The sequence below is a fragment of the Planococcus sp. ANT_H30 genome, assembly GCF_008369335.1.
Taxonomy (GTDB): domain Bacteria; phylum Bacillota; class Bacilli; order Bacillales_A; family Planococcaceae; genus Planococcus; species Planococcus kocurii.
In genome coordinates this window covers 1-16,105 of the sequence record NZ_VOBJ01000014.1, presented here as the reverse complement: position 1 = coordinate 16,105, position 16,105 = coordinate 1, and the positions used below count along the sequence as shown (strand labels likewise).

Genomic DNA, 16,105 nt, shown 5'->3' with positions numbered 1-16,105 from the left:
AATATCCCAAGAAAGCTTGCAGTTAAACTAACAATCGATTAGTTCAGAATTCTAACCTTTACTTGCTTGCGTCCGAATGACAAAGCATCAGATTTATTAGCCATAAATAAATCAATTTTATTTCCTTTGATTGCTCCGCCTGTATCGCCTGCAATCGCATTACCGTATCCTTCAACCCATACTTTAGAACCTAATGGAATCACACTAGGATCTACTGCAATTACTTTTAGGCCTGGATTCGTTTTTAAGTTTATGCCTGTAGCAGTAATTCCTGAACATCCTGTGCAGCTAGCTGTGTAGGCTGTCGCAGATACATAAAATTCTTTTCCGTCAGCTGGCTCTGCTTGAACAGGTGTTGCTTTTTCAGCTACTGTTTTAGTAGGCGCTGCTTTTTCTGTTGAAGCTGTTTTAGCCACCGCTTTTTGAGGCGTTACTTGTTGTTTTTGCTGTACAGGTGTTGTTTTTTGTTGAGTACCACGTGAAACGCTAGCAACCATCGTTTTTGTTCCAACAGCTGTTACTTGTTTCGTTGGCTCTGTAACAACTTTTTCTGTTTTAAGGTCGCGCTTTACTTCTTTGCCATTTTCTTTTACTACTTCATACGTTTTTTTGACTACGCCATTTTTACCTTTTTGAACGATTTTTTCACTGCCTTTAAGAAGTGTTTCGTCTTTTTTAGTTTCGACTGCATATTTTACAGAACCTTCGACTACGTCAGTTAGCTTTTCAACACGAACTACTTTGACTTCAGAATTCGGTAAAACCAATTCGTCCATTTCGCTTTCAACACGATCTAGTTTACCTAAAGTAACTTGATTTTCTTTTAAGAGATTAGCCACTGTTGTTGAAGTTGACCATACTTTCTTTTCTTCAACACCGTCTTGAATCGTAACTTCATATGCTTTTTCAACTGAGATTTTTGTATCCTCATTTACTTGTTCATCTAACGCTGGTGTTACTTTATCGTGTTTAGTTAGTTCAATTTTAGCTGTTTCCAAAATTTCTGATACCGTGTTTTTAGTCGTCCAAGCTGAGGTTGATTTCCCATCAACTGTCACAGCATATTGTTCTGCTGCATCCCATTCAACAGCCATGTCTTTGTTAATAACTGTTTCCGCTGAATGACTAACGAAATCATGTTCTCCAGTTTTGATGTCTTGTTCTTTTAAAAAGGCACCTACTGTTTCTGCATGTGTTCTTACTTCTTCTTTTTCACCGTTTGCTGTTACCGTTACTGTATTTTTTGTTCCTTCGTATATAGCAAAAGTTAAAACCGCCGCGAACAACAACACAGTTGCAATTGTTACCGCCAATGATTTACCTTTGAATAATTTTGTTGAATAGGTATTACTTGTTTTGTTTGACAAAAATAACTCCTCCTTCTTCACCTGAGTGATTATATAGATTCACGTTTAAGCTATCAACAGATACTAATTTCATCATTTATCTTTTTTTAAGAAAATTTGTAGAACCTTTTAGCGTTCTCAGTTGTAGCTTTTGCTACTTCTTCTATTGAAATTCCTTTTAATCGTGCAATTTCTCCTGCCACTAGCGGCACATAAGAAGGTTCATTTCGTTTTCCACGATGTGGATGTGGCGCCAAATACGGGGCGTCTGTTTCAATCATTAAATGATCAAGTGAAATTAATTCAGCGACTTCTTTTGGTTTTTTAGCATTTTTGAATGTTACTGGTCCTCCAAGAGAAATCATAAAGTTCATTTCTATACTTTCACGGGCTGTTTCTACACTGCCACTAAAACAATGCATGACACCGCCAATTTCTTTTGCATTTTCTTCTCTGAGAATTCTCAAAACGTCTTCAGTTGCTTCTCGGTTATGAATAATAATCGGTAGCTCTACTTTTTTAGCCAACCGAATCTGCTTACGAAAAACTTCCTGTTGTACTTCTTTCGGTGATTTATCCCAGTAGTAATCCAATCCGGTTTCCCCGATTCCCACTACTTTCGGGTGAGCTGCAAGCTCTTCAATCCATTCCAAGTCTTCCTCAGTACAGTCGATGGCATCAACGGGGTGCCAACCAACTACTGCGAAGATGAATTCATAGGTTTCGGCCAATTCTATGGCTCGTTCGATCGTTTTTCGGTCGAAGCCGATGACTACCATTTTCTCCACATGGTTTTCTTGTGCGCGCTCAATGACTTGTACCAGGTCCTCATCATATTGATCTGCATTTAAATGTACATGGGTATCGATAAACATCAATCATTCTCCTCACATTAAGCTTTATTCTAATGGTTCTTCCCGTGTCTTTCTTCACAACAACATTACAATTGAGTAACAAAACATGTTAGTTTAGTGTCAAAATCATTTATTTCTCTGTAATATTAGGTAAAAAACACTACAAAACCAAAAAAAGACCCACCGGTGAAAGTGGGTCAAAACAGGTCTTTTTTAGTAGTCTTATTTGATTTTTGAGCCGTTTGGAAGCTGCTCTGCAACCGATGCCAAAGTTAAATATCCATCTTTCTCACCAGCAAGAATCATTCCTTGGGACAGTTCACCACGTAATTTTACAGGTTTTAAGTTTGCTACGACGACCACTTTTTTTCCGATTAAATCTGTTGGTTTATAGTGCTCTGCAATTCCTGAAACCACTTGTCGCTGCTCGTAACCCATATCTAGCTGCAACTTTAATAACTTAGAAGTTTTTGGTACAGCTTCACAATTTGTAACAGTCGCTACACGTAAATCGACTTTTGCAAAATCCTCAATCGCAATTTCTGGTACATCTGGAACTTCCACGATTGCCGGCTCTTCTGCAACAGGTACTACTGAACCGCGCATTTGTTCACGAATATAAGCTACTTCTGGTTCTACTTCAAGACGGGGAAAGATTGGCGTTCCTTTTGACACTACTTGAATGCCAGCTGGAATTTTACCAAAGCCTTGTAAGCTATCCCACGTCAAATAGTCTTCCGTTAAGCCTAACTGTTCAATAATTTGTTTAGGTGCATTTGGCAAGAACGGCTGTAACATAACCGCAGTCATGCGAAGACTTTCTGCTAAATGAGCCATAACTGAATCCAATTGTTCTTTTGCGCTTTCATCTTTTGCCAATACCCACGGCTGTGTTTCATCAATATACTTATTGGTTCTCGAAATCAATGTCCATACTTCGCTCAACACAATACTAAACTGCATTCTTTCCATATGCTGCTCATAGACTTTTACCGTCTGTTCAGCTACTTGTTGTAACGGTGCATCAAATTCCGTCTGCAAACCATTGATTTGTGGCACAGCACCATCGCAGTATTTATTGATCATGGATACGGTACGATTCAATAAATTCCCGAGGTCATTCGCCAAATCATAATTGGTTCGTTCAATAAAGGATTCTGGTGAAAAGACACCATCAGAACCGAATGGCAATTCACGTAAAAGGAAATAACGTGTGGCGTCTAATCCATAGCGCTCAACAAGCATTTCTGGATAGACGACATTGCCTTTGGATTTCGACATTTTACCGTCTTTCATCATAATAAAACCGTGTGCGAAAACTTTTTTCGGCAATGGCAAATCTAAAGCCATTAAGAAAATCGGCCAATAAATCGTGTGGAAACGAACAATATCTTTCCCTACTACATGAACATCAGCTGGCCAATACTTATTAAATAAGCTATCGTCTTTTGAACCGTAGCCAAGCGACGTAATGTAATTCGACAAAGCATCGACCCACACATAAATAACGTGCTTCGGATCCCCAGGAACCGGAATGCCCCAGTCAAAAGAAGTTCGTGAAACCGATAAATCTTCTAATCCCGGTTTGATGAAGTTATTGATCATTTCGTTTTTACGCGATTCTGGTTCAATAAATTCAACATTGTTTTCGTAGTAGTCAAGAAGACGTGCAGCGTATTTTTTCATATTAAAGAAATACGATTCTTCTTTTACTTTGTGAACCGGACGTCCACAGTCTGGACAATTGCCGTTTTCTAACTGATTTTCCGTGAAGAACGATTCACAAGGTGTACAATACCAGCCTTCATACTGACCTTTATAAATATCGCCGTTGTCGAGGAATGTTTTAAAAATTCGTTCCACGCCTTCTTTATGGCGATTTTCTGTCGTGCGAATAAAATCATCGTATGTGATATCCATAACCGACCAAACGTGTTTCGCAGCTTCTGCCATCTCATCCACAAACTCTTGTGGTGCTTTTCCTGCTTCTATCGCTTTTTCTTCGATTTTTTGACCATGCTCATCCATTCCAGTTAAAAATCGAACATCAAATCCACGCAATCGCTTATAGCGAGCCATGGCATCAGAAGCGACTGTCGTATACGCCGTTCCAATGTGAAATTTTCCGCTTGGGTAATAAATCGGTGTAGTCAAATAAAATGTGTTGTTAGCAGTCACGAAAAATTCCTCCAGTTTTTTTGTATAGTTCTTATTTTAACCAAGTCCCTAATTTTGTACAATCTTTCAATTCGACAAAGTCATTTTTAAGTAAAGTTTTCATGTTACTAAACATGTCTATAATGGAATTTTTTACTTTTGGGGCTACTTTGTCTAATTAATAGCGTTTTTTCAACTAATCTAGATGAAATTAATACTAAATATAAATTTTTATTATCTTTTCGATAGTTTTTTATTGACCTAATTGACAGTAGTTGGTATGATTTATTACAAGAAGTGGAAAATGTCGAATTTTGACGAATCTAACTGACAAACTAAAAGGAGGACTATTATTATGAAATCAACAGGTATTGTTCGTAAAGTAGATGAGTTAGGACGTGTGGTAATTCCAATCGAATTGCGTCGTACTCTAGGAATCGCTGAGAAAGACGCATTGGAAATATATGTAGATGACGACAAGATTATCTTGAAAAAGTATTTACCCAACATGACGTGTGCAGTGACAGGCGAAGTATCAGACGAAAACATGAAATTAGTTGGCGGTAAATTGATCTTAAGCTCTGAAGGCGCTGAAATGTTAGTAAAAGAAATTCAAAACAACTTAAACAAGTAATATTCAAAAAAACCGGATGCCCGCGCATCCGGTTTTTTATTTGCTAAATAGAAAGTATTTGCACTTCGCCAGACTGGCTTACGCCCCGCAGAGCTACATGGGTGCTTGCGCTTTTCTTTGTCCAGACTCCAGCACCCAGCTCTTTGGGTCGTAAGCCATTCTGACTGTGCGGCTGAAAATACGCCACTTCGCCAGACTGGCTTACGCCCGGCAGAGCTACATGGGTGCTTGCGCTTTTCTAAGTATGATAGGCCTGGTATACTTCTCTTTTTGATAATTGGCGCTCGATGGCTGCTTCTTTGATTGCTTCTTTCGATGTCAGGCTTTTGGTTTCCATCAACTGATCAACATGTTCTTCAATGGACAAGTTTTCCCACCATTTGACGTTTTCTACAGGATCCGGGTCGGCATTCCCTTCAAGGACTAAACAAAATTCACCACGAATTTCGTTTTCTTCTGCCCATGTAATAGCTTCTCCAACTGTGCCTCTTATAAACTCTTCGAATTTCTTGGTTACTTCTCGTGCCAAGACAATTTTTCGTTCGTTACCTACTGCTTTTTGCATGCTTTTCAAGCTTTCTTTTAATCGGTGCGGCGCTTCGTAAAAAATAAGCGTTTCTTCTTTTTGGCTTAGTACTTCCAGCTCAGTTAGCCGATCCTTTTTATTGCGTGACAAGAACCCGTAAAATAAAAACGGCTGTGGTGAAATTCCAGAAGCGATTAACGCACTGAGTGCTGCATTGGCTCCTGGGATTGGCACTACAGGGAAGCCATCTGCAACTGCTCGTTTCACAATATCTTCGCCTGGGTCCGATATACAGGGCATACCTGCATCACTAACTAACGCCACAGATTTGCCTTGTTCTAAATAAGACAATATTTTAAAACCGCCACTTTCTTGATTATGCTCGTGGTAACTAACTAATTTTGTTTGGATATCAAAGTAATTGCAGAGGTTTTTGGTGTTACGCGTATCTTCTGCTGCAATAATGTCGACTTCTTTTAAAATACGTAATGCGCGCATCGTCATGTCTTCTAGATTGCCAATAGGCGTTGCTACTAGATACAGTGTTGCTTCTTTGTGCTGAAAACTTTTTTGAGATTTCATTTGCCGCTCTCCTTCTCTTCAGCAATATAACGAATTTTTTTACCTTTAGTTAATTGCTTAAAGGCATATTCTGCTTTCATTGCCTCTTGTTTTGTCTCAAAGCATTCATGATAAATCAGCTTCGACGGTCCTTTAGCACGTGTGTACTTTGCACCTTTTCCAGCATTGTGTGCAGCTAGTCGCTTTTCAAGATCATTAGTATAACCTGCATAGTACGATTGATCTGCACATTCTAAAACGTAAAAAAAATGCTTATTTGTCGCCATACAATAACTCACGCACTTCTTCAGTGTATTCCCCGTCTTCTCCGTAAACAATAAGCGGTGGCAAGATTTTCAAATCCGGCTTGCCATCTTTGATTCCTTCAATTAAGAGGGTATTGGCTTCTTTGCCGGCTTTTGGATAGACCAGTCGAATCCGTTTTGGTTCTAAGCGATTTGCCCGCATTGCCGAAATCAAATCAATCAATCTGCCTGAACGGTGAACAAATGCTGCTTTTCCGCCTTGCTTGAGCAATTGGCTCGCTGATAAAATGGCTTCATCTAATGTTAGATATAGTTCGTGCCGTGCAATTGCCATATGCTCACTGATGTTTTTATCACTCATTTCGTGTGCTGGAAAATAAGGAGGGTTACACGTCACGACATCGTATTTTTCAAACCCTAATTGTTTTGGCATATCTTTAACGTCGCCTTCAATAATATCAATCTGACTTTCTAACTCGTTGTAAGCGACACTGCGGCGTGCCATATGAACGAGGCGCTCTTGCAGTTCCACACCAATAATCCGAGATTCTGTACGGGCGCTCAGAAACAAAGGAATTGCCCCATTGCCTGTACACAAATCTACAATTGTGCCTCGTTTTAACGGAACATAAGCAAATCGCGCCAATAAAACAGCGTCTAACGAAAACGAAAACACCGATGGACTTTGAATAATCCGTAAGTCTTCCGCTAATAAATAATCAAGTCGTTCATCATCCACTAACATTTATTCAACTCCTAGCATAACAAAAGGCTGCCGCCACACGGAGTGTCGGAAGCCTTTCTCTTTAAAATTTGGATAATACGTTCTTTTTAGTTTTGCTTGTTCAAGAATGACAAACAAAACAGGCAATCGTCACCTTTTCGGGAACTGCCGAAATGTACATTACAGACATGATAGCCTTCATGATACAAACGCGCTAAGTTATCGTAACCTTCACCGATGTCCATAACAGCTTTTTTTAATTTTACAGGATCTACAGCTGCTACTTCAGGTACTGCTTTATGAAATTCATCTAAGCGTGAACGCAAATGATGATTTTCCAATTGCAGCGCATGATGTTCTTCCATCGTCCGAGCTACGACTGCTTTTAATTCGCTGAATTGCTCTTGCATGGATTGAAGTTGTTGTTCAAACTCCATAACCGTATCCAAAAAATTCTTTTCCTTCACTTAAACCACCTCACGCTCTCGTTCCTTGGCCCATTATCTCATCTAATGTATATTCAAGTGTTTGTTCCTGCTCAGTTAAACGAACTTTTAACACTCGTTCTAAAATATTCATGCCAACAACACGACCATCGCCATCTGGTGTGGTTACTCGTGTACCAACGTCTGGCATTTCTTTTTTCGCTGTTTCGTATTCATCGTTCTCATATTTTAAGCAGCACATCAAACGGCCACATAAGCCTGAGATTTTAGAAGGATTCAACGATAGATTTTGATCTTTCGCCATTTTAATGGATACTGGTTCAAAATCACCTAAGAACGTCGAACAACAAAGCATACGACCACAAGGACCGATACCACCAAGCATTTTCGCTTCATCACGAACGCCGATTTGGCGAAGTTCGATGCGTGTACGGAAAATGGAAGCCAAGTCTTTGACCAAGTTCCGGAAATCCACGCGTCCCTCTGCTGTAAAGTAAAAAATGACTTTATTGCGGTCGAAGGTATATTCGACATCTACTAGCTTCATGTCTAAACGATGCTCTTCGATTTTGTCCGTACCCAGTTCAAAAGCACGACTTGCTTCTAATCGATTTTCTTCCACCTGTTGGCGGTCGCGTTCAGTCGCTATTCTTACTACTTGCTTTAAAGGTAGAACCACATCGTTTTCTCCAACAGTTTTCGTTGGCACCACTACTTTGCCGTATTCTACACCTCGTGCTGTTTCGACAATAACGTAATCGTCTTTTTCAATCCCTAATTCAGCTGGATCGAAATAATATATTTTACCCGCTTTCTTAAAGCGGACACCTATGACATTATACAATTGCTACCCCTCCTGCAGATTCAGCATTAACTGCTCCATCAACAGCGTCCGGTTCATATTGCGCGGCAATTGTTGTTTGGCTTGTAATATAGCCTGCAACTGCCTGGACAATACCGTAAAGGAGCGTTGGAGAGCCATCTGCTTCCAAGTTTCTTCCATGTCTGGATATGTGCGTGCAGTCTCAAGACCTGCTTTTACCGAAGCAATGTCCCGATATGCAAATAATAACATGTCTAGACCTCTTTCGGCATCTTCTTTTTCTTTAAATAATGGCAACCAGTCAGACTGAAGCATTAAAAGAGCTTCATGAACGTTGATACTAGCGACTTCTACTAGTTTCAACACTGTTTTTCTAGCTTGTGCAAATTGTTCATCCTGACTTAAAGTAAATGCTTCTTCTTCGCTTTGTGTTAGCATGCTGACAGTTGCAGCCATCGATTCAGTCATTCCTTCAGCCATTAACTTCTCCATTAACTTTGGTCGCGACAACGGACGAAACGAGACTAACTGACACCGAGAACGGATTGTACTCATCAGTGCATTCAGTCGCTCCGTCAACAAAATTGCCGTGACGTTAAACTCTGGTTCTTCCAAGAATTTCAGCAAAGCATTGGCAGAAGAATTATTCATCCGATCTGCCTGCTCAATTACGTATATTTTACGACCTGTATTCAAGCCCGTTTTATTCAATCTAAAAATCAATTCTCGAATTTGATCAATTTTAATGTTTTGACCATCTGGTTCGATGAAAACAACATTTGTATGATTGCCTGAATTATAAAGTTGGCAACTTCGACATGTTTCACATGGAACATTTTGAATAGGTATTTCGCATAACAGCAGCTTAACGAAAAAATGAGTAATCTCTTTTTTACCTGAACCTGCAGGCCCTTCGAATAGATAAGCATGTGCTAGACGTTCTTTTGAATAAGCACCTTGTAGTCGTTTCATAACTACCGGTTGCATTTCCAAAAATTCATCGGTTGTTTTTTGCATCAATTTCACCTTCAGACTTTGTAAAAAATCCCGTGTTCCGATTGGAGCACGGGTATTATTTATGGTGCTAGGAAATTCACGTGTCTTTTATCGATTAAAAATGATGGAATTGTTCGATCGGCAAGACAAAAATAGTTGCGCCTCCGACTTCAACTTCCACTGGATAAGGAATATATGAGTCAGCATTTCCGCCCATTGGTGACACTGGTGCTACCATCTGTTCGCGTGATCGGCAATTTTCACGAATCAAGTCTAATAACTTCGGTATGAGATCATCTTCTACACCGATTAAAAAGGTCGTGTTCCCTGAGCGCAAAAACCCTCCTGTACTGGCAAGCTTTGTAGCCCGGAAATCATTTTTTGTTAACGCATTGGATAATCGGTTACTGTCTTGATCCTGTACAACTGCTACTACGAGTTTCATCAGTATCCACTCCTTTTTATCTTTCTTCTATATAAGTATAACATGAACAAAGCTACGCGCTGTACATCTTTACAGCTGTTTGACAAAAAAACAGCTGCTCCTCAAGAAGGATCAACTGCCGTTTGCCGTTCTTCTATAAATCGTATAGCTGTTTCTAATGCATCTGAAAAAACGTTCTCTAGCTCATTTTCCGCATTGATCAAGCGAATACGCTCTGGATTTTGACTCAATAGCAAAAGGTAACCTTCTCTTACTTTATAATGGAACTTCATCGACTCTACATCTAGTCGATTTATTTCCCGGTGTGCATCCTTTTCAATACGGGCCATCCCTACTTTCGGATTAACGTCAAAGTAAAGAGTTAAATCTGGCATGTACGCATCAATGGCGAATTTGTTGATAGCAAAAATTTCTTCCATCCCGATTCCTCGTGCATAGCCTTGGTACGCGAGACTTGAATCGATGTAACGATCACATAAAACGATGCTTCCTGCTTCAAGTGCGGGAATAATTTTTTCAACTAAATGCTGTCTTCTCGCTGCAGCATATAGCAAAGCTTCTGTTCGCGCATCCATCGCAGTGTTTTGTCGATTTAAAATGACCTCACGGATTTGTTCGGCAATATCAATGCCTCCTGGTTCTCTTGTGCAGACAACGGAAAATCCTTTTTCTATTAGTGCATCTGCTAGCATTTTTAAGACCGTCGACTTGCCTGATCCCTCTCCGCCTTCCAGATTGATCAAATAACTCATTTCCTATTCACCTTATTTCATGAAATTAATCTTCAGTTGCTGTTTTGAGCTCTTTATACTATACACGAAAAAGTACTCCTTTTATAGTGACCAGTAATGACGATATAACTAAACAACAGCTTTATTCTTCATCTTCTGCCACTTGATAAGCTCTTCGGAATAACTCTTTTTGGCTATCTATTGCCGGCTCATCATTTTTTCGTGATACGTAATGATATACACCAGTCGCATCCTGCCTTCTCGCTTTAACATTGTCCGCAAGTCCCAATTCAAGTATGGTTTTAACTTGTTTTTTAATCGTTTCATCAACTATTGGAAACAAAATTTCGATACGGTTGTTCAAATTCCGCGTCATCATATCAGCTGAGGATAAAAACGTCTTTTCTTTGCCGTTATGATTGAAAAAATAGATGCGGCTATGTTCCAATAAGCTCCCTACAATGCTTCGTACTTGAATATTTTCGCTGACATCTGAAATACCTGGTCGTAAACAGCAAATTCCTCTGACGATTAACTCGACCTTCACTCCAGCATTCGATGCTTCATACAGTTTCATAATAATGAGTTTGTCTGTCAATGAGTTCATCTTCGCTATAATCCGACCGGTTCCATGCTTTTTTTGAAAGCGGATTTCAGCATCAATCAAGTCAATAATGTCTGTACGAATTGTAAAAGGCGCTACCGATAAATAATGGAACTCAGGTTTTTCCGTATAGCCGCTCAAATAGTTGAAAAAATTAGTCGCATCAATTCCGAACTGTCTTTTCGACGTGAACAAACTCATATCAGTATAGATTTTAGCCGTTTGGTCATTGTAATTCCCCGTACCTAAATGAACAAAGCGTTCAATTTTATCTTCTTTTTTTCGGACTACTAGCGTGATTTTACTGTGGGTTTTCAAGTGAGTCATGCCGTAAATAACATGACATCCTGCTTTCTCCAGCTCTTTTGCCCATTGCACATTGTTTTCCTCATCAAAACGCGCTTTTAATTCTACTAGCACCGTTACTTGCTTGCCATTTTCTGCCGCTCTTTTTAATGCCTTGATAACTGGTGAATCTCCGCTAACACGGTATAAAGTTTGTTTGATCGCCAGTACGTTCGGATCATCTGCAGCTTCTGAAATAAATTGAACGACGGGCTCAAAGGATTCGTATGGGTGATGAAGAAAAACGTCTTGCTCGCTAATTTTCTGAAAAATTTGTTTGCCAGTTTCCATTCCTACCGGCAGCTGCGATACCTTTCCTTCAAAAACCAACTGCTCCCAAGTAGGGGCCATCTGTTTATAAAAGTTGAAAAAAACCGTTACATCTAAAAAACCTTCAATGAAGTAGACATCTTTTTTATCGACCTCTAACTCGTCTGTCAAGTAGTCTAAAATAACGTCATCAAATCCAGGTTGTTGAATTTCCAGACGGACAGCCGCTCCCCATTTTCGTTTACGGAGTTCCTCTTCAATTTCCTTCAGCAAGTCGCGCGCGCCTTCTTCGTGAATGGTCATATCGGCATTACGGGTAATCCGAAACACCGATACCGATACTACTTTAAAGCCATGAAAAAGCTTGCGAATAAAGAAACTAATAACGTCTTCTAACAAAACAAATTTTAAACTGCCTTTCTCTGACTGTAAACGGACAAATCGTTCTAATACAGCAGGAACTTGAACGATGGCAATTTTCTGTCCTTCTTCGTCTCTTTTTTCCTCGTCTTCCAACCTCACCGCTAAGTTGATGCTTTTGTTCAACAGCATTGGAAAAGTTCGATAAGCATCGATGGCCATAGGCGTCAGTACTGGAAAAATATATTCTTCAAAGTATCGTTCTAATTCGTCCAACTGATTGGTGTCTAAGTCTGCTGTTTTCACAAATTCCACATGCTCTTTTTGAAGCTTTGGCAATAACGTGTTTTGTAAAGCTTCATATTGTAACTCGACAAGCTGATGAGTCTTTTTTGCGATTTCATTTAGTTGTTGCTTAGGGGTCATTCCAGCTTTATTTTCAGGCTTCGTAAATCCAACTTTCACTTGATCCTGCAAACCTGCTACACGAACCATAAAAAATTCATCTAAATTAGAGCTGAAAATCGCCAAAAATTTAAGCCGTTCAAGTAAAGGATTTTTTTTATCGAATGCTTCTTGTAGAACACGTTCATTAAAAGCAAGCCAGCTCAACTCACGATTATTATAATAAGCCGGATTTTTGAGTTCGACGTTCTTTTTTTTCTGCGTCTCCAATTTTGAATCTCCTTTTTACTTATATTTTATTCAGACTATCCCTTGTACTAAAATGAGATTCACCTTTAAACGATTGATTAGCTATCAAATTTAAATTCTACTGATTTTTTCAGTTGTTTTTCCACATGCTTTTTCTGTTTTTCTACTTGGTATTGCTCCGGTTTCCAGTCTTCACGACAGTGAACAGAAAAAACAAGCACGTCATCTTTTTCTTCTACTGCGATCGTCTCCACAATGTCTCGTTTCGTCGCATTTAAACTATAAGCCACTTTAATAATAGCTCCGAGCAGCGTGTATTTGGCTAATTCATCTTTGGTAAACCACTCTTCGTAAAGAGCCACATTGCGCTTAAAGACATTTCGATTTTTAAACGAAGCCATCAATGCGATAATGACTCGTTCTTTATGAAGCAAGCCATCAATGGTCCTGTTACTCAATAGATAAAATGTATGCTGGTGACTCGATTCTGAATCGATGTAACTGCCCAAATTATATAAGGCGCTGCTTAACTTTAAGCGTTTGTCATCCTGCTCGTCCAACGATAACAAGCCCAATTTCTCTAGCTCTTTTGAAATTAGCATTGCACTCGTGCTGACATGAAATGCATGTGTTAAATTAATGTCATAATCGACAGCCAGCTCATGGAAACTTTCTTCCACGACATTTGGGAATACGGATAAATCGAAGCCCTTGGTCGTCTCTTCATAGAAAACACCATCTCGCAACCCTTTTCTACTAAGAGCAAACTGCTTTGTATCAATCAATTCCATTAAGTAACGAAATACTTCTACAGCTGGAATGATAATATCCGCACGATCCTTTGATAATCCCTCTAGTCGCTGTAATTCCGAAAACTCAAGAGAATTGAACAACTCGTTAATGTCCTCAACATCGTCTTTACTCATGACATATTGATGAACGCCAGAAAATGGGTATTCAATGTGCTCCTGATGGATTTGTGCTAAATTTCGAGCACTTCCTCCAATTCCAATCAGCGGTAAGCGTTTGTCATTTAGCCATTCTAACTGATCAAACTGTTCTTTTAAAAACGATCGTAACTCACGCAATTCCTCTTTTGTCGGCATATCCCCTTCAATAAATTGCTCTTTCAAGGACAACACACCAAATGGAAAACTATAAAAGTAAATCAGCTGGCGATTCTTAAAGTACGTAATCTCTGTACTACCTCCACCGATATCTACCGTGATGCCACTAGTAAATGGTGTCGAGTTGACGACTGCTAGGTATCCATAATTCGCTTCTTCAAATTCAGAAAGGATACGGATTGAAAAGTCGGTTTCGCTCTGTACTGCCTTTATAATGTCATCTTGATTTACTGCTTGACGAACTGCTGCTGTAGCCACACATTTGATAGCTTCAAGTTGATGATGGCGCGTAACTCCTTGAAAACTTTTCAGGGTCTTGATTAGTATATCGATTCCTTCTTGTTCTAAAATATTTTCTTCGTTCAAGTAGCTGCGGAGACGAGCCACGGCCTTCACGTTCTCACTTTCAGTAAAACGACCACTTTTGTCTCGTGTATAGATAACAAGTCGGATGGTATTTGAACCAATATCAATAATTGCGTATTTTTCTTGAGCCATGAAAATCCCCCTCATCCTACTCTATTTAAAACGATAGTACAGTATACCCTCTATCCCTTACTTATTACTGGATCTCCTTGTTGAAGTACCGATAATTGCTTAGACTCTAAACGATGATCTCCTTGAATTTGCGCATTTGAAGCCAGATGATTCATCAACTCTTCCACTTTGGCCAATGTCCACTTTTCACCAGCGACTATGAGTGGAATTCCGGGTGGATATGGAATCACCATACCTGCAGCAATTCGACCAATCACTTGTGTATACGAAACCCACTCTTGGTCCGCCACATCAATTTCTTCAAAAGACAATTCCGGAACCGTTACATCGACGAATTTTGTTAGTCCTAATTTTGTTTCTTGCCTTTCTTCATCTTCAAGCATTGATATAGCTTCTTTTAAACGACTACGAATTTCTGCAAACGGGTAAGTATGCCACTGCTTTAACAATGGTAAAATTAGGAGCACTTGAAAAAGATCAGCCAATTCCACTTCGATTCCAACTTGCTCTAGTTTTTGTTTTAATTGATAGCCACTATGATGATCTACTCGCATCATAATTTTCAATGGGTCATCGGACTCCACCACTGTTAGATGTGGAATCATACGCAAGCTGCTAAGAAAGCGATCGCGCTTTTCATTAAACATTCGGATATCCGGTTGCGAATAGTTTTGAAGATATGAGCGTGCATCATCCAAAGAAGCCAGGATCAAATAAGACGGACTGCTTGATTGATACATTCGCAAATATTTTTGAATTTTTTTTACATTTATGCGGTCACTACCCATATGCAAAAATGATCCCATTGTCATCGCTGGCAAGGTTTTATGCGCTGACTGGACTACTACATCTGCACCTAATTCTAAAGCTGAAGTCGGGAACGGTAATCCTACTTGAAAATGAGCACCGTGCGCTTCGTCTACTAAAACCGCAATGTTTTTCTCGTGGCACAGAGAAATAATAGCAGCAAGCTCTCGGGATACAATTCCGTAGTAATTGGGATAGGTCAGCACGACTGCCTTTGCTTCCGGATATTCCTCTAGCGCTGATTCTATTGCGTTAAGAGAGACCGCAGCGGCCGTCATAGACTCTTCGTCCCATTGTGGTGAAACGTAAACTGGACGCACGCATGCAAGCTCTAGTGCATGAAAAATGGACTTATGCGAATTGCGCTGAACAATAACGACATCCCCTTCTTCACACGCTGCATGAACCATGGCCAAATTTCCTACAGTCGAGCCGTTTACCAACAAGAAGCTCCTTTTCGCTCCATAAGCCTCCGCCAATAAAAGCTGCGCTTCTTGAATGATGCCTTGTGGATAATGCAGATCATCCAAATCTGACAGTTCCGTCACGTCGTAGGACAGTGCTGATTGGATTTCTTCTGGTAATCCTGATAAAATCCCATGCTTATGGCCGGGTACATGAAAAGAAACAGGCTGTCTTTTTTGAAATTGGATTAATGCATCTACGATTGGGCGTCGTTGCGTCATAAATTTTCATCCTCACATTGATTAATTACTTTCATTATAGCAACTCCAGCCAAGAACGGTGAGTCGGAGCCTGAATAGCCTAACTATGTTATTAATTTTTTCCATACAAAAAAGCCGCTACCGGAATCGGTAACGACTTTTTTCATGTGCCCAGCGACGTCTTACTCTCACAGGGGGAAACCCCCAACTACCATCAGCGCAAAAGAGCTTAACTGCCGTGTTCGGGATGGGAACGGGTGTGGCCT

15 protein-coding genes and 1 rRNA gene are annotated in these 16,105 nt (G+C 39.9%); 1 reads left to right on the top strand and 15 read right to left on the bottom strand.

Going from position 1 to position 16,105, the window contains the following annotated elements; translation table 11 throughout:
- Nucleotides 1-38: 38 nt before the first annotated feature.
- The 3 genes from FQ085_RS17580 to metG form a co-directional block, all read right to left on the bottom strand.
- Complete coding sequence (locus FQ085_RS17580) at nt 39-1,367, bottom strand: resuscitation-promoting factor (RefSeq protein ID WP_149457263.1); 1,329 nt, start codon at nt 1,365-1,367, stop codon at nt 39-41.
- A gap of 86 nt (nt 1,368-1,453) precedes the next feature.
- The gene (locus FQ085_RS17575) at nt 1,454-2,221 is read right to left on the bottom strand and encodes a TatD family hydrolase (protein WP_058386792.1); all 768 of its coding nucleotides are present in this window, start codon (nt 2,219-2,221) and stop codon (nt 1,454-1,456) included.
- Nucleotides 2,222-2,422: 201 nt separating this feature from the next.
- Nucleotides 2,423-4,378 carry a methionine--tRNA ligase gene (gene metG / locus FQ085_RS17570; RefSeq protein WP_071153224.1) on the bottom strand — a complete coding sequence of 652 codons (1,956 nt, stop codon included), beginning with the start codon at nt 4,376-4,378 and terminating at the stop codon, nt 2,423-2,425.
- Nucleotides 4,379-4,706: 328 nt separating this feature from the next.
- Between metG and abrB the strand changes: the two genes are divergently transcribed.
- Nucleotides 4,707-4,991, top strand: a complete 285-nt coding sequence (gene abrB, locus FQ085_RS17565; protein WP_269465414.1) for a transition state genes transcriptional regulator AbrB — start codon at nt 4,707-4,709, stop codon at nt 4,989-4,991.
- Between the two features lie 238 nt (nt 4,992-5,229).
- On the opposite strand, the gene rsmI is transcribed toward abrB, so the two are convergent.
- From rsmI to rrf, 12 genes are all read right to left on the bottom strand, one after another.
- Nucleotides 5,230-6,099 carry a 16S rRNA (cytidine(1402)-2'-O)-methyltransferase gene (gene rsmI, locus FQ085_RS17560; protein ID WP_058386795.1) on the bottom strand — a complete coding sequence of 290 codons (870 nt, stop codon included), beginning with the start codon at nt 6,097-6,099 and terminating at the stop codon, nt 5,230-5,232.
- The gene (locus FQ085_RS17555) at nt 6,096-6,365 is read right to left on the bottom strand and encodes a GIY-YIG nuclease family protein (RefSeq protein WP_058386796.1); all 270 of its coding nucleotides are present in this window, start codon (nt 6,363-6,365) and stop codon (nt 6,096-6,098) included. Before FQ085_RS17555 ends, rsmI begins: the two co-directional genes overlap by 4 nt.
- Nucleotides 6,352-7,089, bottom strand: coding sequence for a tRNA1(Val) (adenine(37)-N6)-methyltransferase (locus FQ085_RS17550; protein ID WP_058386797.1), 738 nt, complete (start codon nt 7,087-7,089; stop codon nt 6,352-6,354). The genes FQ085_RS17555 and FQ085_RS17550 overlap by 14 nt, the downstream gene beginning before the upstream one ends.
- A gap of 86 nt (nt 7,090-7,175) precedes the next feature.
- Nucleotides 7,176-7,535 carry a DNA replication initiation control protein YabA gene (yabA, locus tag FQ085_RS17545; protein ID WP_008433090.1) on the bottom strand — a complete coding sequence of 120 codons (360 nt, stop codon included), beginning with the start codon at nt 7,533-7,535 and terminating at the stop codon, nt 7,176-7,178.
- Nucleotides 7,536-7,545: 10 nt separating this feature from the next.
- The gene (locus FQ085_RS17540) at nt 7,546-8,358 is read right to left on the bottom strand and encodes a PSP1 domain-containing protein (RefSeq protein ID WP_149457262.1); all 813 of its coding nucleotides are present in this window, start codon (nt 8,356-8,358) and stop codon (nt 7,546-7,548) included.
- 3 nt (nt 8,359-8,361) lie between these two features.
- Nucleotides 8,362-9,354 (bottom strand): DNA polymerase III subunit delta', encoded by a 993-nt coding sequence (holB, locus tag FQ085_RS17535; protein ID WP_149457261.1) that lies wholly within the window; start codon nt 9,352-9,354, stop codon nt 8,362-8,364.
- Nucleotides 9,355-9,448: 94 nt separating this feature from the next.
- Complete coding sequence (locus FQ085_RS17530; protein WP_058386800.1) at nt 9,449-9,778, bottom strand: cyclic-di-AMP receptor; 330 nt, start codon at nt 9,776-9,778, stop codon at nt 9,449-9,451.
- A gap of 101 nt (nt 9,779-9,879) precedes the next feature.
- Nucleotides 9,880-10,530, bottom strand: a complete 651-nt coding sequence (gene tmk / locus FQ085_RS17525; RefSeq protein WP_058386801.1) for a dTMP kinase — start codon at nt 10,528-10,530, stop codon at nt 9,880-9,882.
- Nucleotides 10,531-10,651: 121 nt separating this feature from the next.
- Nucleotides 10,652-12,763: an RNA degradosome polyphosphate kinase gene (locus FQ085_RS17520; protein ID WP_058386802.1), complete on the bottom strand. Its 2,112-nt coding sequence runs from the start codon at nt 12,761-12,763 to the stop codon at nt 10,652-10,654.
- 77 nt (nt 12,764-12,840) lie between these two features.
- Complete coding sequence (ppx, locus tag FQ085_RS17515; RefSeq protein WP_058386803.1) at nt 12,841-14,367, bottom strand: exopolyphosphatase; 1,527 nt, start codon at nt 14,365-14,367, stop codon at nt 12,841-12,843.
- A 50-nt stretch (nt 14,368-14,417) separates the two neighbouring features.
- A complete protein-coding gene (locus FQ085_RS17510; protein WP_149457260.1) occupies nt 14,418-15,860 on the bottom strand; it encodes an aminotransferase class I/II-fold pyridoxal phosphate-dependent enzyme in 1,443 nt (480 codons plus the stop codon).
- A 148-nt stretch (nt 15,861-16,008) separates the two neighbouring features.
- Nucleotides 16,009-16,105, bottom strand: a 5S ribosomal RNA gene (rrf, locus tag FQ085_RS17505); the annotation flags it as partial.

Bases quoted from the DNA above. Each gene is read 5' to 3' on its own strand.
- ppx (WP_058386803.1), bottom strand. From the start codon at position 14,367: ATGGCTCAAGAAAAATACGCAATTATTGATATTGGTTCAAATACCATC.
- tmk (WP_058386801.1), bottom strand. From the start codon at position 10,530: ATGAGTTATTTGATCAATCTGGAAGGCGGAGAGGGATCAGGCAAGTCG.
- FQ085_RS17550 (WP_058386797.1), bottom strand. From the start codon at position 7,089: ATGTTAGTGGATGATGAACGACTTGATTATTTATTAGCGGAAGACTTA.
- rsmI (WP_058386795.1), bottom strand. From the start codon at position 6,099: ATGAAATCTCAAAAAAGTTTTCAGCACAAAGAAGCAACACTGTATCTA.
- FQ085_RS17575 (WP_058386792.1), bottom strand. From the start codon at position 2,221: ATGTTTATCGATACCCATGTACATTTAAATGCAGATCAATATGATGAG.
- FQ085_RS17510 (WP_149457260.1), bottom strand. From the start codon at position 15,860: ATGACGCAACGACGCCCAATCGTAGATGCATTAATCCAATTTCAAAAA.
- holB (WP_149457261.1), bottom strand. From the start codon at position 9,354: ATGCAAAAAACAACCGATGAATTTTTGGAAATGCAACCGGTAGTTATG.
- FQ085_RS17555 (WP_058386796.1), bottom strand. From the start codon at position 6,365: ATGGCGACAAATAAGCATTTTTTTTACGTTTTAGAATGTGCAGATCAA.
- FQ085_RS17530 (WP_058386800.1), bottom strand. From the start codon at position 9,778: ATGAAACTCGTAGTAGCAGTTGTACAGGATCAAGACAGTAACCGATTA.